We start from the raw sequence: 23,207 nt of genomic DNA, 5'->3' as shown, positions 1-23,207 counted from the left end.
CCATGAAGAAGATCGCCACCCTTATCGCCCTGTCCGCCGCTTTCCTGCTGGCTGGATGCAACACCGTCAAAGGCGTGGGCCAGGACATCGAACGCGCAGGCAGCGCCATCGAACGCGCCGCCAAGTAACAAAGAACGCCATGCAGAAATTCACTTTGCTCAAGGGGATCGTCGCCCCCATGGACCGCGAGAACGTCGATACCGACGCCATCATTCCCAAGCAGTTCCTCAAGTCGATCAAGAAGACCGGCTTTGGTGTGAACCTGTTTGACGAATGGCGCTACCTGGACCACGGCGAGCCCGGCCAGGACCCCGCCAGCCGCCAACCCAACCCCGACTTCGTGCTCAACCAGCCTCGCTACCAGGGCGCCTCCATCCTGCTGGCGCGCAAGAACTTCGGCTGCGGCTCCAGCCGCGAGCACGCGCCCTGGGCGCTGGACCAGTACGGCTTTCGCGCCGTGATCGCGCCGAGCTTTGCCGACATCTTCTTCAACAACTGCTTCAAGAACGGCCTTCTGCCCATCGTGCTGCCCGAAGCCACGGTGGCCCAGCTGTTCGACGAAGTGGCCGCCTTCCCCGGCTACCAGCTCACCATCGACCTGGAGCGCCAGGTCATCGTGCGTCCCCAAGGCGAAGAAATCGCGTTCGAGGTGCAGGCCTTCCGCAAGTACTGCCTGCTCAACGGTTTTGACGACATCGGCCTGACCCTGCGCCAGTCCGACAAGATCAAGGCCTTTGAAGCCCAGCGCCTGGCCACCAAGCCCTGGCTCGCGCACACCATGGTGTCGTGAGACCGCGCAGGCATCGAAAATTTCAGTCAAACTGGCATCTAGCGCTTTAATCATAAGCACTGAAAGCTATCAAAAGTAAAGCATCCGACAATGAAAATCGCAGTTCTACCAGGTGACGGCATCGGTACCGAAATCGTGGCCGAGGCCGTCAAGGTTCTCAAGGCGCTCGACCTGAAGTTCGAGATGGAGTCCGCCCTGGTCGGCGGCGTGGCCTATGACGCCCACGGACACCCCCTGCCCGAGTCCACCCTCCAGCTCGCCAAGGAAGCCGACGCCATCCTGTTTGGCGCCGTGGGCGACTGGAAGTACGACAAGCTCGACCGACCCCTGCGCCCCGAGCAGGCCATCCTGGGCCTGCGCAAGCACCTGGGCCTGTTCGCCAACTTCCGCCCCGCCATCTGCTACGAGCAACTGGTGGACGCTTCCAGCCTCAAGCCCGAGCTGATCGCCGGGCTGGACATCCTCATCATCCGCGAGTTGACCGGCGACATCTACTTCGGCCAGCCGCGTGGACGCCGCGTGGCCACCGACGGCCACTTCCCCGGTGCCGAGGAAGCCTTCGACACCATGCGCTACAGCCGACCCGAGATCGAGCGCATCGCCCACGTCGCCTTCCAGGCCGCGCGCAAGCGGAGCAAGAAGGTCACCAGCGTGGACAAGGCCAACGTGCTGGAGACCTTCCAGTTCTGGAAGGACGTGATGACCGAGGTGGGCCAGCAATACCCCGACGTGGAACTGCAGCACATGTACGTTGACAACGCCGCCATGCAGCTCGTGAAGGCCCCCAAGGCGTTTGACGTGGTGGTCACCGGCAACATGTTTGGCGACATCCTGTCGGACGAAGCCTCCATGCTCACCGGTTCCATCGGCATGCTGCCCTCCGCATCGCTCAACAGCAAAAACCAGGGGCTGTACGAGCCCAGCCATGGCAGCGCCCCCGACATCGCCGGCAAGGGCGTGGCCAATCCGCTGGCCACCATCCTCTCGGCCGCGATGATGCTGCGCTTCAGCCTGAACCAGGAGGAAGCCGCCCAACGCATCGAGGCCGCCGTGCAAAAGGTGCTGGCCCAGGGCCTGCGCACGCCCGACATCTACAGCGAAGGCACCACCAAGGTAGGCACGGCGCAAATGGGGGATGCGGTGGTGAAGGCGCTGGGATAAATAAGCCCCGCGGACACGACGCCAGGGCGGCCCCGTGCCGCCCTTTCGCTTTTTTCGGACCTCGCGGCGGCGCCCCGCAAACGGGCGTCAAGCCACCATCCGCTACAATCCGAACCATGTTTGTCGCCCGCCCGTTCGCCCTGAACACAGCATCCGCCGCCCTGGCCGGTGTGGCTGCGCGCGCAATCACCACCAAAACCACGACCATTAAGGGCTGATCCAGCTCCGGTTCGTCGTGCGCCCTCCCTGGCCAGACGAGCCGGGGCAAAACAGCCAGGTCTGGCACTGTTTCTTACTTTGAAAGGGCGTTGAAATGAGCAAGTTGGTAGGTTTGGTCGGCTGGCGCGGCATGGTCGGCTCGGTGTTGATGGACCGCATGGTGCAGGAGAAGGATTTCGATCTGATCGAGCCCCTGTTCTTCTCCACCTCCAACGCCGGCGGCAAAGCCCCTGCACAAGCCAAGAACGAAACCACGCTGCAGGATGCGTTCAACATCGACGCCCTCAAGCGCTGCGACATCATCCTCACCGCCCAGGGCGGTGACTACACCAACGAGGTGTATCCCAAGCTGCGCGCAGCCGGCTGGAATGGCCACTGGATCGACGCCGCATCCTCCCTGCGCATGGAGAAGAACGCGGTCATCGTGCTCGACCCGGTGAACATGCCCGTCATCCAGAACGCGCTGGCGAACGGCGGCAAGGACTGGATCGGCGGCAACTGCACCGTCAGCTGCATGCTGATGGGCGTGGGCGCGCTGTACAAGGCCGGCCTTGTCGAATGGATGAGCACCCAGACCTACCAGGCCGCCAGCGGCGGCGGCGCCCAGCACATGCGCGAGCTGCTCACGCAGTACGGCACGCTGAACGCCGAGGTGACGGACCTGCTCCATGATCCCAAGAGTGCCATCCTGGAGATCGACCGCAAGGTCATCGCCAAGCAGCGCAGCCTCACCGCCGCTGAGACCGCCAATTTCGGCGTGCCGCTGGGCGGCAGCCTGATCCCCTGGATCGACAAGGACCTGGGCATCGGCAAGAGCCAGGACGAGCCTGGCTGGGGCACATCCAAGGAAGAATGGAAGGGCATGGCCGAGACGAACAAGATCCTCGGCATGGGCGAAGGCTTCAACTCGGCCGCCATCCCGGTCGATGGCTTCTGCGTGCGCGTGGGCGCCATGCGCTGCCACAGCCAGGCCCTGACCTTCAAGCTCAGGAAGAATGTGCCTGTGGCCGACATCGAAGCCATGATTGCGGCCGACAACCAGTGGGTGAAGGTGGTACCCAACACCCGCGAGGCGACCATCCAGGACCTGACCCCCGTGGCCGTGACCGGCACCATGACGATCCCCGTGGGCCGCATCCGCAAGCTGGCCATGGGCCCCGAGTACGTGGGCGCCTTCACTGTCGGTGATCAATTGCTGTGGGGCGCGGCAGAGCCTCTGCGCCGCATGTTGTGCATCCTCCTGAGCGCCTGAACCAGACAGATCCCGCAAGCGCGCACGGCCTCGCCGCTGCGCGCTTTTTCTTGTCCGCCCGGCCAGAAACACCCGGTTACGCTACGTTGGCAATTGACAACAAGGAAATACGCCAAAACCGGGCACCAACACCCCGCACAAAGCTTCCACGCTACCTCAGCTTGTCAGTGCAAAACATTGATGCTATGGTGCTTTTTACATATTTTCACGCGCCGGGGCGGGATCAGACCATGAGAAGAACCACGCCGCTCGACCGGGCCGCACAACCACCACTTTTGATGGCACACATGCATCGTTGGAAATTTTCTGTCCTGGCCGCTGCGGCCGTCGCATTGACCGGCTTCCATGCCGACGATGCTTCTGCCTTAGCTCTGGGTCGCATCACGGTGCAGTCTGCTCTTGGTGAGCCGCTGCGCGCCGAAATCGAACTCCCCCAAATCACCCCGGAAGAGGCTGACACCCTGCGCGCCACCACCGCTTCGCCCGAAGTGTTTCGCGCCCAGGGCATGGAGTTCAATCCGGCGGTGACCAACCTGCGCGTGCAACTGCAGCGACGTGCCAATGGCACTGCCGTGTTGCGCCTGTCCAGTGACCGCCCCGTCAACGACCCCTTTGTTGACCTGGTTCTAGACGCCTCGTGGAGCAGTGGCCACATCGTGCGCAACTACACCATGCTGTTTGATCCCCCGGCATCGCGCCGCGCAGCACCTGCCGTCACTGCGGCAGCGCAAGCCTCAGCGCCCACCGCTCAGGCACGGGGCGGCTCTGCAGCGGCAACCGCACGCGCATCGGCTCCCGCTGCACCCCGCAGCACCGCTGCAGCCGGCCCACGCCCAGCGCCTGCCAATGGTGTCACCGTTCAGGCGGGAGACACGGCTGGCCGCCTCGCCAATGCTTACCGCCCCGCCAGCGTATCGCTGGATCAGATGCTCGTGGCACTGCTGCGCGCCAACCCGGACGCATTCATCCAGGGCAATGTCAACCGGGTCAAGGCCGGAGCTGTGCTGCAAATGCCTGACGAGGCTTCCGCACTGGCAACGCCACCGGCCGAAGCCCGCCAGATCCTGGCGGCACAAAGCCGGGATTTCAACGATTTCCGCCGCAAACTCGCTGCGGCAGCCCCCGCGACCAAGGTGGCGGCCGCAGAGCGCTCTGCCAGCGGCACCGTACAAACCCGCATCGAAGACAAGAAGCCCGCAACGGCAGCGCCTGACAAGCTGACCCTGTCCAAGGGGTCCATCACGGGCCAGAAGGCGGCAGAAGACCAGCTGGCCAAGGACAAGCAGGCCAGCGAATCCTCGGCCCGGATGGCCGAACTGTCCAAGAACATCAACGAGTTGAACCAGCTCAGCGCGGCGTCTGCGCCAGTTGCCGAACCTGCAGCTGCTGCCTCCAGCACACCCGGCCTGGTTGCCGTGGCCACGCCGGCATCGCTGCCCAGCCAGCCAGCCGCCTCCGAGCCAGCGGCCGTTGCGGCCTCCCCTGCGGCCAGCATGCCCGCTGCAGCCGAAGCAGCCGCCTCGGATCCCGCCGTGCCAGCGGAAGCCGCTGCACCGGCATCCGCTCCTGCGCCAGCACCTGTGCCCAAGCCCGCACCCGTGCCTATGCCAGCCATCGAAACGAGCTTTCTTTCGGGCCTGATGGAAGACCCCCTGGTGCCTGCTGGGGGACTGCTCGCATTGATCGCCCTGGGGGGTTACGGTGCCTACCGCGTGGTCCAACGGCGCCGTGCCAACGCCGGTGTTGACAGTTCATTCATGGATAGCCGTGCACAACCCGACTCCTTTTTTGGCGCCAGCGGCGGCCAGCAAGTGGACACGGCCAACAGCCAGATGAGCACTGGCTCGTCCATGGCCTACTCCCCCAGCCAGCTGGATGCCGGTGGTGACGTGGATCCAGTGGCCGAAGCCGATGTGTACCTGGCATACGGCCGCGACCTCCAGGCCGAAGAAATCCTCAAGGAAGCGATTCGCCACAACCCGGCCCGCGTATCGATACGGGTCAAGCTGGCCGAGATTTACGCCAAACGACAGGATCGCAAGGCCCTGGAGGCCGTGGCAGGCGACGTATTCCAGCTCACACAGGGGGAAGGCCCGGACTGGACGCGTGTGACCGATCTGGGGCGCGATCTGGACCAGGAAAACCCGCTGTACCAGCCTGGCGGTCGCCCTGGTGCGCCAAATGGCGATGCCTTGGCCACACCCGCCGCCAGTGCGGCGAGCGCCGCGATGGCCGTGGCGTCCGCGGCAGCAACGCTGCCACCCGATCTCGACCTGGATCTGGATTTCCTCCAGGACGCTCGGACCAAGGCACCAGCTGCCGCAACCCACGAAGGTGACACCGCATCGGCCGGACTTCCACCACTGGATCTGCCCACGTTGCCGCATGCCGCTGAGCCAGCCGTGGCAGCAACCCCTGCCATCACGCCACCTCCCATGGCAGACCTGGATTTTCCAGCCACCGACGACCTCGCCATGCTCACGTCCGGGGCCATGCCGACAACGGCCAGCCTCCCGGCAGCCACCCCGCACACGGCCCCGATGGAGTTTGACCTGGGCGATCTGACGCTGGACTTGGGCACACCATCCAAACCTGTCACCGCGCCCGTATCGGCCGCGGCACCGGCCTTGGCTGACAGCGGCGTCGATGCGGCGGCAGACGATCCATTGGCAACCAAACTGGCACTGGCGCAGGAGTTCAATGCCATCGGCGATACAGACGGCGCCCGAACCCTGATCGAAGAAGTGGTCGCCGAGTCCTCGGGAGCGCTCAAGGCCCGCGCCCAGCGGCTGCTGACCGACCTGGGCTGATGCGCCCGGTCGATTCCACCGCACCGCATAACCCGACCCCGGGCCACCTATCCAGGGTGGCCATGGGGGTCGGCTACAACGGCCAGCGCTACAGCGGCTGGCAAAGCCAGCTCTCTGGCAACACCATCCAGGATCACCTCGAAGCGGCCCTGAGCCGCTTCGCTACGCAGCGGATCAGCACCCTGTGTGCGGGCCGCACCGATGCGGGGGTGCACGGCCTCATGCAGGTCGTCCACTTTGATACCCCGCTGCACCGCCCGGCGGCATCGTGGGTACGCGGCACCAACACCTTTCTGCCAGCGGATATCGCCGTGCAATGGGCCCAGCCAGTGCCCGCTGGCTTTCATTCGCGCGGGAGCGCCATTGCACGGCGCTACGCCTATGTGCTGCTCCAGTCTCCCGTACGCCCCAGCGTCGATGCGGGCCGCGTGGGCTGGGTCTTTCACCCGCTCGACCATGCTGCCATGCAGCAGGCGGCGCAACAGCTACTAGGCGAACACGACTTCACCTCGTTCCGGGCTTCGGCTTGCCAGGCCAAGTCGCCCGTCAAGACCCTGCAACGGATCGCCATCACCCGCACGCCAGCCAACGGGGCAGGGCCGTCTGACGGCTTTGCGCCCTGCTACTGGCGTTTCGAGTTCGAAGCCAATGCCTTCCTGCACCACATGATCCGCAACATCATGGGCTGCCTGATCGCTGTGGGCCAGGGCAAGAAACCGCCGCAATGGATCGGTGAAGTGCTGGCCGCGCGCTCACGCAACGCGGCAGCGCCCACCTTTTCACCCGACGGCCTGTATTTTCAAGGCCCGGTTTACGAACCCCATTGGGGCCTGCCCAGCCGCACGGCTGCGTATGATTGGCTGCCATGAGCAGCCTGCCACCTGAAAAAACATCCACTTCCCCCTGCATTCGCACCCGCATCAAGATCTGCGGGCTGACACGCGAACAGGACGTTGACGCAGCGGTCGCCGCGGGTGTGGATGCCATCGGCTTCGTGATGTACCCGGCAAGCCCCCGGGCCGTCACCCCGCAAAGGGCTGCCGCGCTGGCCTCCCGCCTGCCCCCGTTCGTTACGCCTGTGCTGCTGTTTGTCAACGAGACCGCTTCCAATATCCTAGCTGCCAGCACTTTACTGGCGGGCGCTACCATTCAGTTTCATGGTGACGAGTCCCCTGCGGACTGCCTGGCTGCCACCCTCGGGGGCGCCCGTCCGTTTCTGCGCGCTGCCCGCATTCCCCTTGGCGATGGTGCCGAACGCTTCGACCTCGTAAAATACGCACAGGATTTTTCACGCGCCCAAGCCATCCTGCTCGACGCCCATGTCGACGGCTATGGCGGCGGCGGCAAGGCATTCAATTGGTCACTCCTTCCACCAAGCGTCAACTCTCATCTCGTTTTGTCTGGTGGACTCACGCCTGCAAACGTGATCGATGGCATTTTGCAAGTCCGCCCGCGAGGCCTCTCGCTGGCGGTTGACGTCAGTTCCGGCGTCGAGGCCGATGGCCCCGATGGCAAACCCATCAAGGGCATCAAGGACGCCAAAAAAATCCAACGCTTCGTTGCCGCCGTGCGTGCGGCCGATGCCCAACTTGCAAAGACCCCCCATGAATTCCTATCAGCAACCTGATGCTTCCGGCCATTTCGGCCCCTACGGCGGCAGTTTTGTCAGCGAAACCCTGACCCATGCCATCCAGGAGCTGCGCGACGCCTACGCCCGCTACCAGAACGACCCCGAGTTTCTGGCCGAGTTCGAGTACGAACTCAAGCACTTCGTGGGCCGCCCCTCGCCCATCTACCACGCAGCCCGCACCAGCCGCGAAATGGGCGGCGCGCAGATCTACCTCAAGCGCGAAGACCTGAACCACACTGGCGCGCACAAGATCAACAACGTCATCGGCCAGGCCATGCTGGCCAAGCGCATGGGCAAGCCGCGCGTCATTGCCGAAACCGGCGCCGGCCAGCATGGCGTGGCCACCGCCACCATCTGCGCACGCTATGGCCTGGAATGCGTGGTGTACATGGGCAGCGAGGACGTCAAGCGCCAAAGCCCCAACGTCTTTCGCATGAAGCTGCTGGGCGCCACCGTGGTGCCCGTGGAATCGGGCAGCAAGACACTGAAGGATGCACTGAACGAAGCCATGCGCGACTGGGTGGCCAATGTGGACAACACCTTCTACATCATCGGCACCGTGGCCGGGCCCCATCCCTACCCAATGATGGTGCGCGACTTCCAGAGCGTGATCGGCAAGGAATCCATCGAACAGATGCCCGCCATGCTGGCCGACCAGAAGCTGCCAGCCCGGCAACCCGATGCGGTGATTGCCTGCGTGGGTGGCGGCAGCAATGCCATGGGCATCTTCCACCCCTACATTCCGTTCGAGAACACCCGCTTGATTGGCGTGGAGGCGGCCGGAGAAGGACTGGAGTCGGGCAAGCACTCGGCCTCGCTGCAAAAAGGCAGCGCCGGGGTGCTGCATGGCAACCGCACCTTCATCCTGCAGGACGACAACGGCCAGATCACCGAAACCCACAGCATCAGCGCAGGCCTGGACTACCCCGGCGTGGGACCTGAGCACGCCTGGCTGCAGGAAATCGGCCGCGCCGAATATGTCGGCATCACCGACAAGGAAGCCCTGGAAGCCTTTCACTACCTGTGCCGCACCGAGGGCATCATCCCTGCGCTGGAGTCCAGCCATGCCGTGGCCTATGCCCTGAAGCTGGCCAAAACCATGCGCCCTGACCAGTCCATCCTCGTGAACCTGTCAGGCCGGGGCGACAAGGACATAGGCACTGTGGCCGACCTGTCCGGCGAAGATTTTTACGACCGCCCCTCCATGCGCGGCCTGTCCGTCAAGGGCGCTGTGGGAGACGCCAAGCCATGAGCCGCATCCAGACCACTTTCAACCAACTGCAAGCCCAGGGCCGCAAGGCGCTGATCCCCTACGTCACGGCCGGGTTCCCGTTTGCGGACATCACCCCCTCGCTCATGCACGGCATGGTGGAAGCCGGTGCCGACGTGATCGAGCTGGGCGTGCCGTTTTCCGACCCCATGGCCGACGGCCCGGTCATCCAGAAGGCGGGTGAAAAAGCCCTGGGCATGGGTGTTGGCATGGTGCAGGTGCTGGAGCATGTGCGCGAATTCCGCCAACGCAACACCACCACCCCCGTGGTGCTGATGGGCTACGCCAACCCGGTCGAGCGCTACGACCAAAAGCACGCCACGACAAAGGCAGGCAGCGCCTTTGTGCGCGATGCCGCCGAGGCCGGGGTGGACGGCGTGCTCATCGTGGACTACCCGCCCGAGGAATGCGAGGCCTTTGCAGCCGATCTGCGCGCCCACGGCATGGACCTGATCTTTCTGCTGGCACCCACCAGTACCGACGAGCGCATGGCCCAGGTGGCCCGCGTGGCCAGCGGTTATGTGTACTACGTGTCGCTCAAGGGCGTCACAGGCTCTGGCGCTTTGGACACGGCGGCCGTGGAGCAGATGCTGCCCCGCATCCGCCAGCATGTGCACATCCCTGTGGGTGTGGGCTTTGGCATCCGGGATGCCGCTACGGCCCAGGCGATCGGCCAAGTGGCCGATGCGGTAGTGATCGGCAGTCGCATCATCCAGCTGATTGAAGACCAGGAGCACGCCAAGGTGGTCCCCATCACGATCGACTTCCTGCGCGGTATCCGGAAAGCGCTCGACGCATAATAGAGGGCAACCCCCTGAGCGGCTTCGCCGCTTCCCCCTTCTCTCGCGCTGCGCGCGGGAAGGGGGACGCTCCCAGCGCTGCGGGGCGGCCCTTGCGCGGGAGCCCTGGTCTGGGCAGCGCCCGTTTCAAGGCCGCTCCGCAACTGGCCCATCTATACAGAGGAATACGCATGTCCTGGCTTGAAAAACTTCTGCCCTCCAAGATCCAGCAAACCGACCCCACCGAGCGCCGCCAGGTGCCCGAGGGGCTGTGGATCAAGTGCCCGAGCTGCGAAACAGTGCTCTACAAGGCCGATCTGGAACAAAACCAGAACGTCTGCCCCCACTGCAGCCACCACCACCGCATCGGTGCACGCGCACGGCTGAATGCCTTCCTGGACCCCGAAGGCCGTTACGAAATCGGCCAGGAAGTTCTGCCGGTCGATGCACTCAAGTTCAAGGACAGCCGCAAATACCCCGAGCGCCTGAAAGAAGCGCTGGAACACACGGGCGAAACCGACGCCCTCATCGTCATGGGCGGTGCGGTCAAGAGCGTCAATGTGGTGGTCGCCTGCTTCGAGTTCGACTTCATGGGCGGCTCCATGGGCTCGGTAGTGGGGGAGCGCTTCGTGCGCGGCGTCGAAGCCGCCATCGAACAGAAGGTCCCCTTCATCTGCTTTACCGCCACCGGCGGCGCGCGCATGCAGGAAGGCCTGCTCTCGCTCATGCAGATGGCCAAGACCAATGCGGCGCTAACCCACCTCGCCAAGAAGGGCCTGCCCTACATCAGCGTGCTGACCGACCCGACCATGGGCGGTGTGAGCGCCGGCTTTGCATTTGTGGGCGACATCGTGATCGCCGAGCCCAAGGCCCTGATCGGCTTTGCCGGGCCGCGCGTGATCGAGTCCACCGTGCGTGTGACCTTGCCCGAAGGCTTCCAGCGCGCCGAGTTCCTGCAGACCAAGGGGGCCGTCGATCTCATCTGCGACCGCCGCGAGCTGCGCAACACCGTGGCCAGCAGCCTGGCCATGCTGCAACGCCTGCCAGCCGACGCCGTTGTGTAAGCCGGCTCAGCGTCGGTTTTGCGCAGTAGCTATTCATTGAATAGCTACTAGCGCTTGTCCCATAAACGCCAGCAGCCAATCTGCCACAAAACCCGCTATCACCCCTGCATGACGCCCGCCTGCAGGTGCCCCAGGACGATCATGGCAACCTGCAAGAGCACCAGCACGGCCAGCGGCGAGAGATCCACCCCACCGACCAGCGGAATGATGCGCTGAAACGGCCGCAGCACCGGTGCGCACAAACGCGCCACCACATCGGCAATGGGCGAACGGGTCTGCATCCATGACATGACCGCATGGACAATCAGCAAACCGATCAGGCCCGAGATGGCCACCCGCACCAGACCAAAAAGCGCCAGCCACGGCAGCCAGGCCCAGGCGGACCCCGCCCCCAAAATCAGCCACAGCAGGAAATACTGGACCAATTGCAACAAGGCGGCCGCGACCAGGCTGGAGAGATCCCAGCGGCCCACCGGGGCAATCACGCGCCGCAGCGGCATGACCAGCCAGTCGGTGAGAGCAAACACCAGCCCGCCGATCGGATTCGAGAACGGCACACGCTGCCACTGCATGTACAGACGCAACAGGCAGGCCCCGGTCAGCAGGCCACCGATGACATCGAGCAGGAAAGAGGCGATCTGGTAGAGCATGGATGAGACAAATTGGATGGAATCGCGTGCGAAAGCGGACTGCTGCATGGGATGATAGCGACCGCAGATCCCCGCCCATGACACAACCCCTCACCCTGTCATCCCTTCCGCTGTTCCCGCTCCATTCCGTGCTGTTTCCTGGCGGAGTGCTGGCGTTGCGCGTGTTCGAGGTGCGCTACCTCGACATGGTGCGCAAATGCCACCACGCTGGCGCCCCCTTTGGTGTCGTGGCGCTCACGCAGGGCCACGAGGTCCGGCAGGCGGGTGCGCCAGAGGAAGGGTTCCACGACATCGGCACCCTGGCCGTGATCGAAAGAATCGACTATCCGCAGCCCGGGCTGATCACCCTGCTGTGCCGCGGCAGCCAGCGTTTTCGCATCACAGAGCGTAGCCATTTGCCCCATGGCCTGTGGATTGGCAATGTGGAGCAACTGGCCGCCGACCTGCCTGTGCCCATTCCCGACGATCTTCTGCCCACCGTAACCACCCTGGCCCAGGTGCTGGCATCCCTGCGCGAGCGTGACACCGAGGCCGCCACGGCCATCCACCCCACCCCCGAACAGCTGGCCGACTGCGGCTGGGTTGCCAACCGCTGGTGCGAGCTGCTGCCCATCCCCCTCAAGCTCAAGCAGCAGCTGATGGAACTGGACAATCCGCTGGTGCGGCTGGAGCTGGTGGGGGATGTGCTGGAGCGGACGGGGATTGCGCCGCCATAGACGAATGCCCTAAAACCGGTATTTATTGCGCCAAGTTCTGGAATGGCCACGCTCGGCACCACACCCTATACCGACATGACGTAACGGACGTGTTGCCAGCGCTGCCCGGATCCCGTCGATAGCCCATAAAATCAACGGTTTGGCTGGCATCGGCCCGTCCAGTCCTTTATTCACGCCCCGCATCCACGGCTCCTATGTCTGACCAGAATCACGCCCCAGCCCCCCAAGACGAAAACCAGCTCATCGCCGAGCGCCGCGACAAGCTGCGCGCACTGCGCGAGGCCCATGCACAGGGCGGGGGCGTCACGTTCCCCAATGACTTCAAGCCGGCGCACCACGCGGCCACGCTGCAGGACCAGCACGCCAGCAAGGACGCTGCATCGCTTGAAACCCACGCCGTTCATGTGAGCGTTGCCGGGCGCATGATGCTCAAGCGCGTGATGGGCAAGGCCAGCTTTGCTACCGTGCAAGATGGCTCGCTGGGCGAAACCGGCGGGCGCATCCAGCTCTACATCACGCGCGATGCGCTGGGCGAAGAACTGTATGCAGCCTTCAAGCACTGGGACCTGGGCGACATCATCGGCGCCGAAGGCACGCTGATGAAGACCAAGACCGGCGAGCTGTCGGTCAAGGTGACCACCCTGCGCCTGCTGACCAAGAGCCTGCGCCCCATGCCGGACAAGTTCCACGGCGTGGCCGACCAGGAGGTCAAATACCGCCAGCGCTATGTCGATCTGATGACCGACGAGCAGGCGCGCAAGCGCTTCGTGGCACGCAGCAAGGCCGTGAGCGGCATCCGCGACTTCATGGTGCAGCACGGCTTCCTGGAGGTCGAGACGCCCATGCTGCACCCGATTCCGGGCGGCGCCAATGCCAAGCCTTTCGTCACGCACCACAATGCGCTGGAACAGGAGATGTACCTGCGCATCGCGCCCGAGCTGTTCCTCAAACGCCTGCTGGTGGGCGGCTTCGAGCGCGTGTTCGAGATCAACCGCAACTTCCGCAACGAAGGCATCTCGGTGCGCCACAACCCCGAGTTCACCATGATGGAGTTCTATGCGGCCTACTGGAACTACCAGGACCTCATGGGCTTTACCGAGCAGCTCGTGCGCGACGCGGCCCTCAAGGCCACGGGTACGCTGCAGCTCAGCTACCAGGGCCGCGAGGTCGACCTGGCCCAGCCCTTTGCGCGCCTGACCATCCGCGAGGCCATCTTCCAGCACACCGAGGCTGGAGCCCATGTGGACGATGCGGCATGGCTCATCAGCGCCCTCAAGAAGCTGGGCATGTCGGAAGAAAAGAACCAGCTTTCCGGGCGCACTCTGGCCAGCCTGCAGGTGCTCTACTTCGAGGAAACGGTGGAAGACAAGCTGTGGCAGCCCACCTTCATCATGGAGCACCCCACCGAGATCTCGCCGCTGGCCCGTGCCAACGACACGCGCCCCGAGGTCACCGAGCGCTTTGAGCTGTACATCACCGGCCGCGAATTCGGCAACGGTTTCAGCGAGCTCAACGACGCCGAAGACCAGGCCGCGCGCTTCCACGCCCAGGTGGCGGCCAAGGACAGCGGCGACGACGAGGCCATGTACTACGACCACGACTTCGTGCGCGCGCTCGAATACGGCATGCCGCCCGCCGGCGGCTGCGGCATCGGCATCGACCGACTGATGATGCTGCTGACCGACAGCCCCAGCATCCGTGACGTGATCCTGTTCCCGGCCCTGCGGCGCGAGTCCTGAGGCGGCCACCGCACCGCTCGATGGCCGCATCCCGATTGCAGTTGCTGAAGGCCCACCTTCCCGAGTGGGTGCAGGACTGGCTCGACGTCATTGTTCCGGGCGCGCAGATCCTGCTGATCCTTGTGGCTGCCTGGGCGCTGCAACGCCTGCTGCGCCGCGTTCTGGCACGCGCGAGCGTGCGCTTCCAGTTTCCCGAGGAACTCCTGGCTCCCATCAAGGGGCTGGTCCGCTGGACCATTGTGGCCAGCGCCTTGCTGCTGGTGCTGGAGCGGCTGGGTGTGTCGGCCACCGTGCTGTGGACGGCTTTCACCGGCTTTGCCACGGTGGGCGCCGTGGCGTTCTTTGCGGCCTGGAGCGTGCTGTCCAACCTGTTCTGTGCGCTGCTCATCTTCACCGCGCGGCCTTTTCGCGTGGGCGACTACATCGAGGTGCTGGACACCGCCGAGAAGCCCGGTGCCAAGGGCCGGGTGGTGGACATCAATCTGCTCTACAGCACGCTGGAAGACCACAGCGCAGCGCCAGGCCAGGCGGCCTGGCTGCAGATTCCGAACGCCCTGATCTTCCAGCGCGTGGTGCGCCGCTTCCAGGATGCACCGCCACCGGACCCGGCTGCACCGGAGCCCACCGTGGCAACCACCAGCCCGCCTGACGCCTTGCCCGCCCGCGCCACTCCAGCGCCGTAGCGCGGGCCCACACTCTCAAGGCGTCAAGGCAGCAAATCCAGCGCCTGCAGATAGGCGGGCTGGTACATCAGATCGTCCCAGGCCTGCGGCAGGGTTTCGGGCAGCAAGGCCAGGCGGCGTGATTCGCTGTCCACGCTGGGCTGCCAGCGGCCCTGGGCGCGGGCCTCGTCCAGGCCGGCGAGGAGTTCGTCCACGGCCTTGCCATCGCCCACGCTCTGGTTGCACAGCAGCACCAGGTCGCAGCCCGCGGCCAGCGCTGCAATGGCGGCATCGGTGTAGCTGACCACCTGGCCATCGAGGCGGCGGGCGCCTTCCATGCTGAGGTCGTCGCTGAAGATCGCGCCGTCAAAGCGCATCTGGCGGCGCAGGATGTCCTGCAGCCAGCGCTGCGAGAAGCCCGCCGGCCGGCTGTCCACCTTGGGGTAGATCACATGCGCCGGCATCACGCTGGTGAGCGTGCTGCTGAGCCAGGGGTACGGCGCGGCGTCGTCGGCCAGGATGGCCTGGAGGCTGCGCTTATCGACTGGCACCTCGGTGTGCGAATCCGCCTTGACGAAACCGTGCCCCGGAAAGTGTTTGCCGCAGTTGGCCATGCCCGCCTGCAGCAGGCCGTGCATGAGGCTCTTGGCCAGCAGGGCCACCACGCGCGGGTCGCGGTGGAAGGCGCGGTCGCCGATCACGCTGCTCCGGGAAGCGCCGGGCCGCCCCAAGCTTCCCGAGCCCCCCCGGGGGGCAGCCAGCGCTTGCGCTGGCGTGGGGGCGTCACTCTGCCAGTCGAGGTCCAGCACGGGCGTGAAGCTGAAGTCCACGCCGCAGGCGCGCAACTCGGCGCCCAGCACGTAGCCCGCTGCCGTGGCGGCGTTGGTGGCGCGCAGTGCGCCGCTGCCGGGCACGGCCTTGGCGCCCTTGCCGTCATTCATCCACAGCTCGCCAAAAGCGCGCATGGGCGGCAGGTGCGTGAAGCCATCGGTGCGAAAGCGCTGCACACGGCCGCCTTCGTGGTCCACGCAGATCAGCAGGTCGTCGCGCACGGCCTTGATGCTGCTCGTGAGTTGCAGCAGTTGCGCGCGGTTTTCCCAGTTGCGGGCAAACAGGATGACGCCGCCCGTGAGCGGGTGGGCCAGGCGGCGGTGGTCGTCGGCGCTGAGGGTGGTGCCAGCCACATCGAGAATGAGGGGTGCGTGTTCGGTCATCGGGCTTCCAATCGTCAATTTGCTACTTGAACCATAGCTGCTTGCGCTTGTTTAAACGGCGCTACAGGGCTATCTGGCTTGAATTGCCTCCACCACGCAAAAACTGGCGGCGTAGTCGGTCTCGTCGGTCACGCTCAGGTGCGCCTGCAGGCCCCTGGCGTCGAACCACTCCTTGAGGGCGCCGTGCAGCACGATCACCGGCTGGCCGCTGGGCAGAGATCCCACCTCACACGCACGCCAGGTCATGGGCATGTGCATGCCCAGCCCGATGGCCTTGCTGAAGGCTTCCTTGGCGGAAAAGCGCGTGGCCAGGTAGCGCACGCCGCGCTCGGGCCACCGTGCGCTGCGCGCGCGCCAGGTGGCCAGCTCACCATCGGCCAGCACCTTCTCGACAAAGCGCTCGCCGTGGCGGGCCAGGCTGGCCGCGATGCGGCGCACATCGCAGATGTCGGTACCGATGCCGTAGATCATGGAAAATATGAATGAAATTGATCTCTAGAGCTGATCCATCAAGCGCTGGCAGCTATCCAATCAGGAGTTTTCAGCGGATGCGAAACCCGCCTCGATGCAGCCCAGGTACGCCTGCACCGTGGCGGCATAGCCCAGCTCCAGCGCGTCGGCGATGAGGGCGTGGCCAATCGAGACCTCCAGCACGCCAGGCACCTCGCGCACAAAGGCGGCGAGGTTGTCGCGGTTCAGGTCGTGGCCCGCATTCACACCCAGGCCTGCATCCAGCGCGGCCTGCGCCGCAGCCGCATAACGTTTCAGTTCGATGGATTGCTGCGGCGTACCCCAGGCGGCGGCATAGGGCTCGGTGTACAGCTCCACGCGGTCGGCGCCCACCGCCCTGGCGGCGGCCATCTGCTCAGGAATCGGGTCCATGAACAGGCTCACGCGCACGCCGAGGCTGTGGCATTCGGCGATCAGTGGTGCCAGGCGCCCGGCATCCTGCGGAAAGCTCCAGCCGTGGTCGCTGGTGAACTGGTCTTCGCTGTCGGGCACAAAGGTGGCCTGGTGGGGGCGCACCTGGCGGATGAAATCCATCAGGTTCTGCGACGGGTTGCCCTCGATGTTGTATTCACGGCCCGGCCAGGTTTTCATCAACGCGGCCAGCTCGAACACGTCCTGGCCGCGGATGTGGCGCGCATCGGGCCGGGGGTGCACCGTGATGCCCTGGGCACCGGCCTGCAGGCACAGCGTGGCCGCGCGCGTGACGCTGGGGATGCCCAGGTGGCGCGTGTTGCGCACCAGGGCCACCTTGTTGACGTTGACCGACAGGGCGGCGCGTTGCGGGGCGTGTAAAGGCATGGTCATAAGGACTGCAGGTCGATCATGAGCTGGCGGGTGCGCAGCGTGGGGCTGCCACAATGGTATTGCAGCAGGGCACGCAGCTGGGGTTTGAGTTCTGCGGCCACGGGGGCGCAGGCGCGCAAGGTGGCGGTGTAGCTGGCCGCATCATCGAGCGCACGCTGCAGGGCCTGCCACTGGCTGCCGGACAGACCTGCGCGGTCGGCATCGGACGAAGCGCGCAGGCCACCCTCGGGCACCAGCGTGTAGCGCACGGTGGCCTGCAGCGGCGCAAAGGTCATGGTCTGGGCGTCCAGGCTGGGCAGCAGGCCGATCTCGCGCAGCAGCAGCAGCTCGAAGCTGCGCAAGACCGGCTCCAGCGCATCGCCATGCTCGCTGGCCAGCACACGCACCACGCCCGCGTAGGCATCGAACAGGGCGGCGTGCGGGTCGGCCCGGGCCAGCAGGCGCAGCAGCAACTCGTTGAGGTACAGGCCCGACAACAGTGCATCGCCCGTGGGCATCACATGGCCACCCACCCACTCGGCGCCCTTCAAGGTGTGGATGTCGGCCGTGCCGTCACCGGCCAGGGTGTAGGTCACCAGCAGCGGCTGCAGCGGCAGCAGCACGGGACGGAAGTTGGAGCTGGGTTTCTTGGCCCCCTTGGCCACCAGGGCCACGCGCCCCTGGCGGCGGCAGAAGACTTCCAGGATCAGGCTGGACTCGCTCCAGTCGTAGCTGTGCAGCACGAAGGCGGGTTCATCGGAAATGCGCTTGGCGGCAGCCACGGAAGCCCGGGGTTATTCGTATCCAAAAGAGCGCACCCGCGCTTCATCGTCGGCCCAACCCGAGCGCACCTTGACCCACAGCTCCAGGAACACCTTGGCGTCCATGAGCTTTTCCAGCTCCTGGCGGGCTTCGGTGCCGATGCGCTTCAGGCGCTCGCCCTTGTCGCCGATGACCATCATCTTGTGGTTGTCGCGCTCGACCACGATGGTGGCGGCGATCTTCACCAGGCGCTTGTGCGCCTTGCTGGCTTCTTCTTCAAACTTGTCGATGACCACGGTGGAGGTGTAGGGCAGCTCGTCGCCCGTGAAGCGGAACAGCTTCTCGCGCACGGTCTCGGAGGCCAGGAACTTTTCGCTGCGGTCGGTCAGCTCGTCTTCGGCATACCACCAGGCCTGCTCGGGCAGGTATTTGGCACAGATGCCAAACATCCGGTCGATGTCGCCCTTGTTCTTGGCCGACATGGGAACGAACTCGGCAAACGGGTGGCGCTCCTGCATGCTCTTGAGCCAGGGTGCCAGCTCGGCACGGCGGTGCACCATGTCGAGCTTGTTGGCCACCAGCAGCGTGGGGATGCCGGGCTTGAACAGGCTCAAGACCTTGGCGTCGGCCAGCGTGAAGTGGCCGGCTTCGACCACGAACAGGATCAGGTCCACATCGCCGATCGCACCCATCACGGTCTTGTTCAGCGACTTGTTGAGCGCCGTGGCGTGGCGCGTCTGGAACCCGGGCGTATCGACAAAGATGAACTGCGTCTGCTCGCGCGTGCGGATGCCGGTGATGCGGTGGCGCGTGGTCTGTGCCTTGCGCGAGGTGATGCTGATCTTCTGGCCCACCAGGGCATTGAGCAGCGTGGACTTGCCCACGTTGGGCTTGCCCACGATGGCAATCACGCCGCAGCGCTGGCCCGGCACGGCGGCCGGCGCACCGGCGGCGGCCAGCATGGCTTCAAGGTCATTTTGCACGGGAGCGCCTTCAATGCCTGCGTCACCAGCTACATCTTTGGTAGCATCATTCATACATTCTTCGCTTTCAGTGTGGCCAGCATGGCGGCGGCGGCGGCCTGTTCGCCGGCACGGCGCGAACCGCCGATGCCACGTTCGGCCAGACCCAGCTCGGCGATTTCGCACTCCACGTCAAAGGTCTGGCGGTGCGCCGCCCCTACCGTGGCCACCACGCTGTATTGCGGCAGCTTCATTTTGCGGCCCTGGAGCCACTCCTGCAACGCGGTTTTGGGGTCCTTGGCGGCGGCCTGCATCTGCGGGTTGATCTCCACCCCCTGGTACAGGCGGTGCACCAGTGCTTCGGCGCTGGCGTAACCGGCATCAAGGTACACGGCGCCAATCAGTGCCTCGAGGGCGTCCGCCAGGATGGACGGCCGTTGCTGGCCCCCGGATTTGGACTCGCCCTCCCCCAGGCGCAGCACGTCGGAGACCTGCAGGCGCAGTGCCAACTGGTGCAGGGTGTCCTGCTTGACAAGGTTGGCGCGCACGCGCGACAGATCGCCCTCGGGCAGATCGCTCAGACGCTGGTACAGCAGGCTGGCCACGGCCAGATTGAGCACCGAGTCCCCGAGAAACTCCAGGCGCTCGTTGTGGTCCGCCGAAAAACTGCGGTGCGTGACGGCGCGCTGCAGCAGCGAGGCGTTGGAGAACTGGTGCTGCAGACGACTCTGCAGCGCAAGAAGTGCCGGCTGCACCTAGTTGGTCTGCCCGTCAAAGCGATACACCAGGTAGGCTGGGCCTGCCAGGGGTATCTCGCGCGCATATTTGAAGGACACCACGACTTTCTCACCCCGCTTGGTGATTTCGAGGTCCGAACCCTTGAGCGAATTGATGTCATCAATCGCTGCGGCGCGGTCGAAGGCGGCACGAATCGCAGGTACGGTGGTTTCGGTCTTGGCCTTCTCGATGGCTTTTTTGGCGGCGATATATTCCAGAAAGATCGGAATGGACTGCCCGCCAATGGCAAAGGCAGCCACGGCAAACAGACCGACAAAGATCAGCCCGAAAAACGACAGACCGCGCTGGCGCGACCGGCTGGCTGTGCGATGCATGCTCATGCTTTTACTCCCTCGTTGTTCTGTGTCAGGTGTCTTCAATGGAACGAACCAATCCGCTTGAGGTTGCCAAAATTCATCCAGACAAAGAATGCCTTGCCGACGATATTGGCCTCTGGCACAAAACCCCAATAGCGTGAATCCAGCGAATTATCGCGGTTGTCACCCATCATGAAATAGTGCCCCTGCGGCACCTTGCACACGACCCCTTCCACGCTGTAGCGGCAGTTCTCGCGGTAGGTGAAATTGCTGGCACCCTGCACAAAGGCGGGGACGTCGGGGTTGTTCAGCAGCCGGTGCGGCTGGCCACCCAGCTGCTCTTCGTACTGCTTGAAGTAGCGCATGGCGTCCTCATCCAAGAAATCGGGCATGGCCGTGGTTTCCACCGGCTTGCCATTCACGGTCAGGCGCTTGTTGAGGTAGGCCACCTCGTCGCCGGGCACACCCACCACGCGCTTGATGTAATCCAGGCTGGGCTGTGGCGGATAGCGAAACACCATCACATCACCACGCGCTGGTGGCGTGCCTTCGGTCACTTTGGTGTGGATCACGGGCAGCCGGATGCCGTAGGTGAACTTGTTGACCAGGATGAGGTCGCCCACGAGCAGTGTCGGAATCATGGAGCCGGACGGAATCTTGAAGGGCTCGAACAGAAACGAGCGCAGCAGGAACACCGCGGCGATTACGGGGAACAGGCCCGCCGTCCAGTCCAGCCACCAGGGCTGCATCAGGATGCGGCCCTTGGCCTCCTGCACGTCCATGTCCACCTTCTGGATGCCCATGCGGTCGAGTTCCGCACGGCGCTGCACGGCCGCATCCTCGACGGCCTGGGCCGCGCGGCGCCGGCGCGGCAGGAAAACCAGACGCTCCGCCAGCCAGTAGGCCCCGGTGACCACGGTGGCCAGGAACAGCAGCAAGGCAAAGTTGCCCTCGATCGCCCCCATGTACCAGGCACCGATATAGCCCACGAACGCGGCAAGCACCATCGAAGTCAGAATTTGCATGAACTGCATCAATCTTCCACCTGCAAAATGGCGAGGAATGCCTCCTGGGGCACCTCGACCGAGCCAATCTGTTTCATGCGCTTCTTGCCCGCCTTCTGCTTTTCCAGCAGCTTGCGTTTGCGGCTGACGTCGCCGCCGTAGCATTTTGCCAGCACGTTCTTGCGCAAGGCCTTGATGGTTTCGCGCGCAATGATATTGGCGCCGATGGCCGCCTGGATGGCCACGTCGTACATCTGGCGGCTGATGATTTCGCGCATCTTGGCCACCACGGCGCGGCCACGGTACTGCGACTGCGAGCGGTGCACGATGATGGACAGCGCGTCCACCTTGTCGCCGTTGAGCAGGATATCGACCTTCACCACATCCGACGCACGGTATTCCTTGAACTCGTAGTCCATCGAGGCATAGCCGCGCGACACCGATTTGAGCTTGTCGAAGAAGTCGAGCACGATCTCACCGAGCGGCATCTCGTAGGTCAGCATGACCTGGCGCCCGTGGTAGGCCATGTTCATCTGCACGCCGCGCTTCTGGTTGGCCAGCGTCATCACCGGGCCCACGTAGTCCTGGGGCATGTACAGGTGCACGGTGACGATGGGCTCGCGAATTTCTTCCAGGCGCCCCTGGTCGGGCATCTTGGACGGGTTCTCGACCATGATGACTTCGCCGTCGGCCCGCACCACCTGGTAGACCACGCTGGGCGCAGTGGTGATGAGGTCCTGGTCGAACTCGCGCTCGAGGCGTTCCTGGACGATCTCCATGTGCAGGAGGCCCAGGAAGCCGCAGCGGAAACCAAAGCCCAGCGCCTGGCTGACTTCGGGCTCGTAATGCAGCGACGCGTCATTGAGCTTGAGCTTTTCGAGTGCATCGCGCAGCGAGTCGTACTCGCTGGCCTCGGTGGGATACAGCCCGGCAAACACCTGGGGCTGGATTTCCTTGAAGCCAGGCAGCGCCTCGGCCGCAGGACCTGCATTGTTGGGCAATTTCTTTTCGAGCGTGATCGTGTCGCCCACCTTGGCCGCCTGCAGCTCCTTGATGCCGGCGATGATGTAGCCCACCTGGCCGGCATCGAGCGAGTTGCGCGGCTCGTTGGCGGGCGTGAACACACCGAGGTTGTCGGCGTTGTAGACCGCGCCACTGGCCATCATCTTGATGCGCTCACCCTTGAGCAGGCGGCCATCGACCACGCGCACCAGCATCACCACACCCACATAGCTGTCGAACCAGCTGTCGATGATCATCGCGCGCAGGGGACCCGTGGCGTTGCCCTTGGGTGCGGGCACCTTGGCAACGATGGCCTCGAGGATCTCGTCAATACCCATGCCGGTCTTGGCAGAACACGGGATGGCATCGGTGGCGTCGATACCGATCACATCCTCGATCTCGGCCTTGGCATTGTCGGGATCGGCATTGGGCAGATCCATCTTGTTGAGCACCGGCACCACCTCCACACCGAGGTCGAGCGCCGTGTAGCAATTGGCCACGGTCTGTGCCTCCACGCCTTGCGAGGCATCGACCACCAGCAAGGCGCCTTCGCACGCAGACAGTGAACGGCTCACTTCATAAGAGAAGTCCACATGCCCCGGCGTGTCGATCAGATTGAGGTTGTAGACCTGCCCGTCTTGCGCCTTGTAGTGCAAGGCAGCGGTCTGCGCCTTGATGGTGATCCCGCGCTCTTTCTCGATGTCCATCGAGTCAAGTACCTGCGCCTCCATGTCGCGATCGGCAAGCCCGCCGCACCGCTGGATCAGGCGGTCGGCCAACGTCGATTTGCCATGGTCGATGTGGGCAATGATGGAAAAATTTCGGATGTGTTTCATCAACGGGAAACGTCAAGTAATTGAATCGAAACGGTGCGGACAAGAAAAAAGGGCGCGTCGAGTGGCGACGCGCCCTGAACCAACAATCATTGGCAACTGCGAAGGTTGGGGTCTTATTGTAGGCAAAAAGCCCATTTCAATCCCCCTCCAACCCTACAAGTGGCGCGCGTTGCCGCAGTGCAACAAGCATTTTACACACAGCTTATTCACAGCCAGCATCCGAACAACATGGGACAACTTGTGGGCTAGCTGTGGACCAATGGTGCATAAGTCATATCTCATTCCACCATATGAACCC

Annotated in this window: 23 protein-coding genes; 13 read left to right on the top strand and 10 right to left on the bottom strand. The window is 64.3% G+C overall.

Annotated elements, in window-relative coordinates; all coding sequences use genetic code 11:
- Positions 1-2 precede the first annotated feature (2 nt).
- The 10 genes from K225_RS0110855 (at position 3) to accD (ending at position 10,975) form a co-directional block, all read left to right on the top strand.
- Positions 3-128 (top strand): entericidin A/B family lipoprotein, encoded by a 126-nt coding sequence (locus tag K225_RS0110855; protein WP_026436433.1) that lies wholly within the window; start codon positions 3-5, stop codon positions 126-128.
- A gap of 11 nt (positions 129-139) precedes the next feature.
- Positions 140-790, top strand: a complete 651-nt coding sequence (leuD, locus tag K225_RS0110850) for a 3-isopropylmalate dehydratase small subunit (protein ID WP_026436432.1) — start codon at positions 140-142, stop codon at positions 788-790.
- Between the two features lie 90 nt (positions 791-880).
- The gene (gene leuB, locus K225_RS0110845; RefSeq protein WP_026436431.1) at positions 881-1,951 is read left to right on the top strand and encodes a 3-isopropylmalate dehydrogenase; all 1,071 of its coding nucleotides are present in this window, start codon (positions 881-883) and stop codon (positions 1,949-1,951) included.
- A 313-nt stretch (positions 1,952-2,264) separates the two neighbouring features.
- Positions 2,265-3,422, top strand: coding sequence for an aspartate-semialdehyde dehydrogenase (gene asd / locus K225_RS0110835; protein WP_026436430.1), 1,158 nt, complete (start codon positions 2,265-2,267; stop codon positions 3,420-3,422).
- 287 nt (positions 3,423-3,709) lie between these two features.
- Positions 3,710-6,232 carry a FimV/HubP family polar landmark protein gene (locus K225_RS0110830; RefSeq protein WP_026436429.1) on the top strand — a complete coding sequence of 841 codons (2,523 nt, stop codon included), beginning with the start codon at positions 3,710-3,712 and terminating at the stop codon, positions 6,230-6,232.
- A gap of 62 nt (positions 6,233-6,294) precedes the next feature.
- Positions 6,295-7,101 (top strand): tRNA pseudouridine(38-40) synthase TruA, encoded by an 807-nt coding sequence (gene truA / locus K225_RS0110825; RefSeq protein WP_034712444.1) that lies wholly within the window; start codon positions 6,295-6,297, stop codon positions 7,099-7,101.
- Positions 7,098-7,859 carry a phosphoribosylanthranilate isomerase gene (locus K225_RS0110820; protein ID WP_051248881.1) on the top strand — a complete coding sequence of 254 codons (762 nt, stop codon included), beginning with the start codon at positions 7,098-7,100 and terminating at the stop codon, positions 7,857-7,859. The genes truA and K225_RS0110820 overlap by 4 nt, the downstream gene beginning before the upstream one ends.
- Entirely contained in the window at positions 7,837-9,114 is a 1,278-nt protein-coding gene (gene trpB / locus K225_RS0110815; RefSeq protein ID WP_026436426.1) for a tryptophan synthase subunit beta, read from the top strand. Before K225_RS0110820 ends, trpB begins: the two co-directional genes overlap by 23 nt.
- Positions 9,111-9,932 carry a tryptophan synthase subunit alpha gene (gene trpA, locus K225_RS0110810; protein ID WP_026436425.1) on the top strand — a complete coding sequence of 274 codons (822 nt, stop codon included), beginning with the start codon at positions 9,111-9,113 and terminating at the stop codon, positions 9,930-9,932. The genes trpB and trpA overlap by 4 nt, the downstream gene beginning before the upstream one ends.
- A 170-nt stretch (positions 9,933-10,102) precedes the next feature.
- Complete coding sequence (gene accD, locus K225_RS0110805; protein WP_026436424.1) at positions 10,103-10,975, top strand: acetyl-CoA carboxylase, carboxyltransferase subunit beta; 873 nt, start codon at positions 10,103-10,105, stop codon at positions 10,973-10,975.
- Positions 10,976-11,073: 98 nt separating this feature from the next.
- On the opposite strand, the gene K225_RS0110800 is transcribed toward accD, so the two are convergent.
- Complete coding sequence (locus K225_RS0110800; RefSeq protein WP_026436423.1) at positions 11,074-11,625, bottom strand: YggT family protein; 552 nt, start codon at positions 11,623-11,625, stop codon at positions 11,074-11,076.
- Between the two features lie 77 nt (positions 11,626-11,702).
- On the opposite strand from K225_RS0110800, the gene K225_RS0110795 reads away from it, so the two are divergent.
- The 3 genes from K225_RS0110795 to K225_RS0110785 all read left to right on the top strand — a co-directional run bounded on the left by K225_RS0110795 (position 11,703) and on the right by K225_RS0110785 (position 14,763).
- Positions 11,703-12,341: an LON peptidase substrate-binding domain-containing protein gene (locus K225_RS0110795; RefSeq protein WP_026436422.1), complete on the top strand. Its 639-nt coding sequence runs from the start codon at positions 11,703-11,705 to the stop codon at positions 12,339-12,341.
- Positions 12,342-12,535: 194 nt separating this feature from the next.
- Positions 12,536-14,080, top strand: coding sequence for a lysine--tRNA ligase (lysS, locus tag K225_RS0110790; RefSeq protein WP_026436421.1), 1,545 nt, complete (start codon positions 12,536-12,538; stop codon positions 14,078-14,080).
- Between the two features lie 20 nt (positions 14,081-14,100).
- A complete protein-coding gene (locus K225_RS0110785; protein ID WP_026436420.1) occupies positions 14,101-14,763 on the top strand; it encodes a mechanosensitive ion channel family protein in 663 nt (220 codons plus the stop codon).
- Between the two features lie 23 nt (positions 14,764-14,786).
- Here the strand turns inward: K225_RS0110785 and nagZ are convergent, their stop codons facing one another.
- The 9 genes from nagZ to lepA form a co-directional block, all read right to left on the bottom strand.
- Positions 14,787-15,956, bottom strand: a complete 1,170-nt coding sequence (gene nagZ, locus K225_RS0110780) for a beta-N-acetylhexosaminidase (RefSeq protein WP_026436419.1) — start codon at positions 15,954-15,956, stop codon at positions 14,787-14,789.
- A gap of 69 nt (positions 15,957-16,025) precedes the next feature.
- Positions 16,026-16,427: a holo-ACP synthase gene (acpS, locus tag K225_RS0110775; RefSeq protein ID WP_026436418.1), complete on the bottom strand. Its 402-nt coding sequence runs from the start codon at positions 16,425-16,427 to the stop codon at positions 16,026-16,028.
- 60 nt (positions 16,428-16,487) lie between these two features.
- Positions 16,488-17,264, bottom strand: a complete 777-nt coding sequence (locus K225_RS0110770; protein WP_026436417.1) for a pyridoxine 5'-phosphate synthase — start codon at positions 17,262-17,264, stop codon at positions 16,488-16,490.
- Positions 17,265-17,266: 2 nt separating this feature from the next.
- Positions 17,267-18,031 (bottom strand): DNA repair protein RecO, encoded by a 765-nt coding sequence (gene recO / locus K225_RS0110765; RefSeq protein ID WP_026436416.1) that lies wholly within the window; start codon positions 18,029-18,031, stop codon positions 17,267-17,269.
- Between the two features lie 12 nt (positions 18,032-18,043).
- Positions 18,044-19,048, bottom strand: coding sequence for a GTPase Era (era, locus tag K225_RS0110760; protein ID WP_026436415.1), 1,005 nt, complete (start codon positions 19,046-19,048; stop codon positions 18,044-18,046).
- A complete protein-coding gene (gene rnc / locus K225_RS0110755; protein WP_026436414.1) occupies positions 19,045-19,728 on the bottom strand; it encodes a ribonuclease III in 684 nt (227 codons plus the stop codon). The genes era and rnc overlap by 4 nt, the downstream gene beginning before the upstream one ends.
- Complete coding sequence (locus K225_RS0110750) at positions 19,729-20,091, bottom strand: DUF4845 domain-containing protein (protein ID WP_026436413.1); 363 nt, start codon at positions 20,089-20,091, stop codon at positions 19,729-19,731. It abuts the gene before it with no gap.
- A gap of 35 nt (positions 20,092-20,126) precedes the next feature.
- Positions 20,127-21,101 (bottom strand): signal peptidase I, encoded by a 975-nt coding sequence (lepB, locus tag K225_RS0110745; protein WP_026436412.1) that lies wholly within the window; start codon positions 21,099-21,101, stop codon positions 20,127-20,129.
- Complete coding sequence (gene lepA, locus K225_RS0110740; protein WP_026436411.1) at positions 21,101-22,909, bottom strand: translation elongation factor 4; 1,809 nt, start codon at positions 22,907-22,909, stop codon at positions 21,101-21,103. Before lepA ends, lepB begins: the two co-directional genes overlap by 1 nt.
- Positions 22,910-23,207: the final 298 nt, after the last annotated feature.

It is taken from the genome of Acidovorax sp. JHL-9 (assembly GCF_000426205.1).
Taxonomy (GTDB): domain Bacteria; phylum Pseudomonadota; class Gammaproteobacteria; order Burkholderiales; family Burkholderiaceae_C; genus Acidovorax; species Acidovorax soli.
Note: the sequence above shows the minus strand (reverse complement) of the source record. Positions and strands in the feature narration are given on the sequence as shown.

Excerpts from the sequence above, each read along its gene's own strand:
- K225_RS0110855 (WP_026436433.1), top strand. The coding sequence starts at position 3 with ATGAAGAAGATCGCCACCCTTATCGCCCTGTCCGCCGCTTTCCTGCTG.
- leuD (WP_026436432.1), top strand. The coding sequence starts at position 140 with ATGCAGAAATTCACTTTGCTCAAGGGGATCGTCGCCCCCATGGACCGC.
- leuB (WP_026436431.1), top strand. The coding sequence starts at position 881 with ATGAAAATCGCAGTTCTACCAGGTGACGGCATCGGTACCGAAATCGTG.
- asd (WP_026436430.1), top strand. The coding sequence starts at position 2,265 with ATGAGCAAGTTGGTAGGTTTGGTCGGCTGGCGCGGCATGGTCGGCTCG.
- K225_RS0110830 (WP_026436429.1), top strand. The coding sequence starts at position 3,710 with ATGCATCGTTGGAAATTTTCTGTCCTGGCCGCTGCGGCCGTCGCATTG.
- truA (WP_034712444.1), top strand. The coding sequence starts at position 6,295 with ATGGGGGTCGGCTACAACGGCCAGCGCTACAGCGGCTGGCAAAGCCAG.
- K225_RS0110820 (WP_051248881.1), top strand. The coding sequence starts at position 7,098 with ATGAGCAGCCTGCCACCTGAAAAAACATCCACTTCCCCCTGCATTCGC.
- trpB (WP_026436426.1), top strand. The coding sequence starts at position 7,837 with ATGAATTCCTATCAGCAACCTGATGCTTCCGGCCATTTCGGCCCCTAC.
- trpA (WP_026436425.1), top strand. The coding sequence starts at position 9,111 with ATGAGCCGCATCCAGACCACTTTCAACCAACTGCAAGCCCAGGGCCGC.
- accD (WP_026436424.1), top strand. The coding sequence starts at position 10,103 with ATGTCCTGGCTTGAAAAACTTCTGCCCTCCAAGATCCAGCAAACCGAC.
- K225_RS0110800 (WP_026436423.1), bottom strand. The coding sequence starts at position 11,625 with ATGCTCTACCAGATCGCCTCTTTCCTGCTCGATGTCATCGGTGGCCTG.
- K225_RS0110795 (WP_026436422.1), top strand. The coding sequence starts at position 11,703 with ATGACACAACCCCTCACCCTGTCATCCCTTCCGCTGTTCCCGCTCCAT.
- lysS (WP_026436421.1), top strand. The coding sequence starts at position 12,536 with ATGTCTGACCAGAATCACGCCCCAGCCCCCCAAGACGAAAACCAGCTC.
- K225_RS0110785 (WP_026436420.1), top strand. The coding sequence starts at position 14,101 with ATGGCCGCATCCCGATTGCAGTTGCTGAAGGCCCACCTTCCCGAGTGG.
- nagZ (WP_026436419.1), bottom strand. The coding sequence starts at position 15,956 with ATGACCGAACACGCACCCCTCATTCTCGATGTGGCTGGCACCACCCTC.
- acpS (WP_026436418.1), bottom strand. The coding sequence starts at position 16,427 with ATGATCTACGGCATCGGTACCGACATCTGCGATGTGCGCCGCATCGCG.
- K225_RS0110770 (WP_026436417.1), bottom strand. The coding sequence starts at position 17,264 with ATGCCTTTACACGCCCCGCAACGCGCCGCCCTGTCGGTCAACGTCAAC.
- era (WP_026436415.1), bottom strand. The coding sequence starts at position 19,048 with ATGAATGATGCTACCAAAGATGTAGCTGGTGACGCAGGCATTGAAGGC.
- K225_RS0110750 (WP_026436413.1), bottom strand. The coding sequence starts at position 20,091 with ATGAGCATGCATCGCACAGCCAGCCGGTCGCGCCAGCGCGGTCTGTCG.
- lepB (WP_026436412.1), bottom strand. The coding sequence starts at position 21,101 with ATGCAGTTCATGCAAATTCTGACTTCGATGGTGCTTGCCGCGTTCGTG.
- lepA (WP_026436411.1), bottom strand. The coding sequence starts at position 22,909 with ATGAAACACATCCGAAATTTTTCCATCATTGCCCACATCGACCATGGC.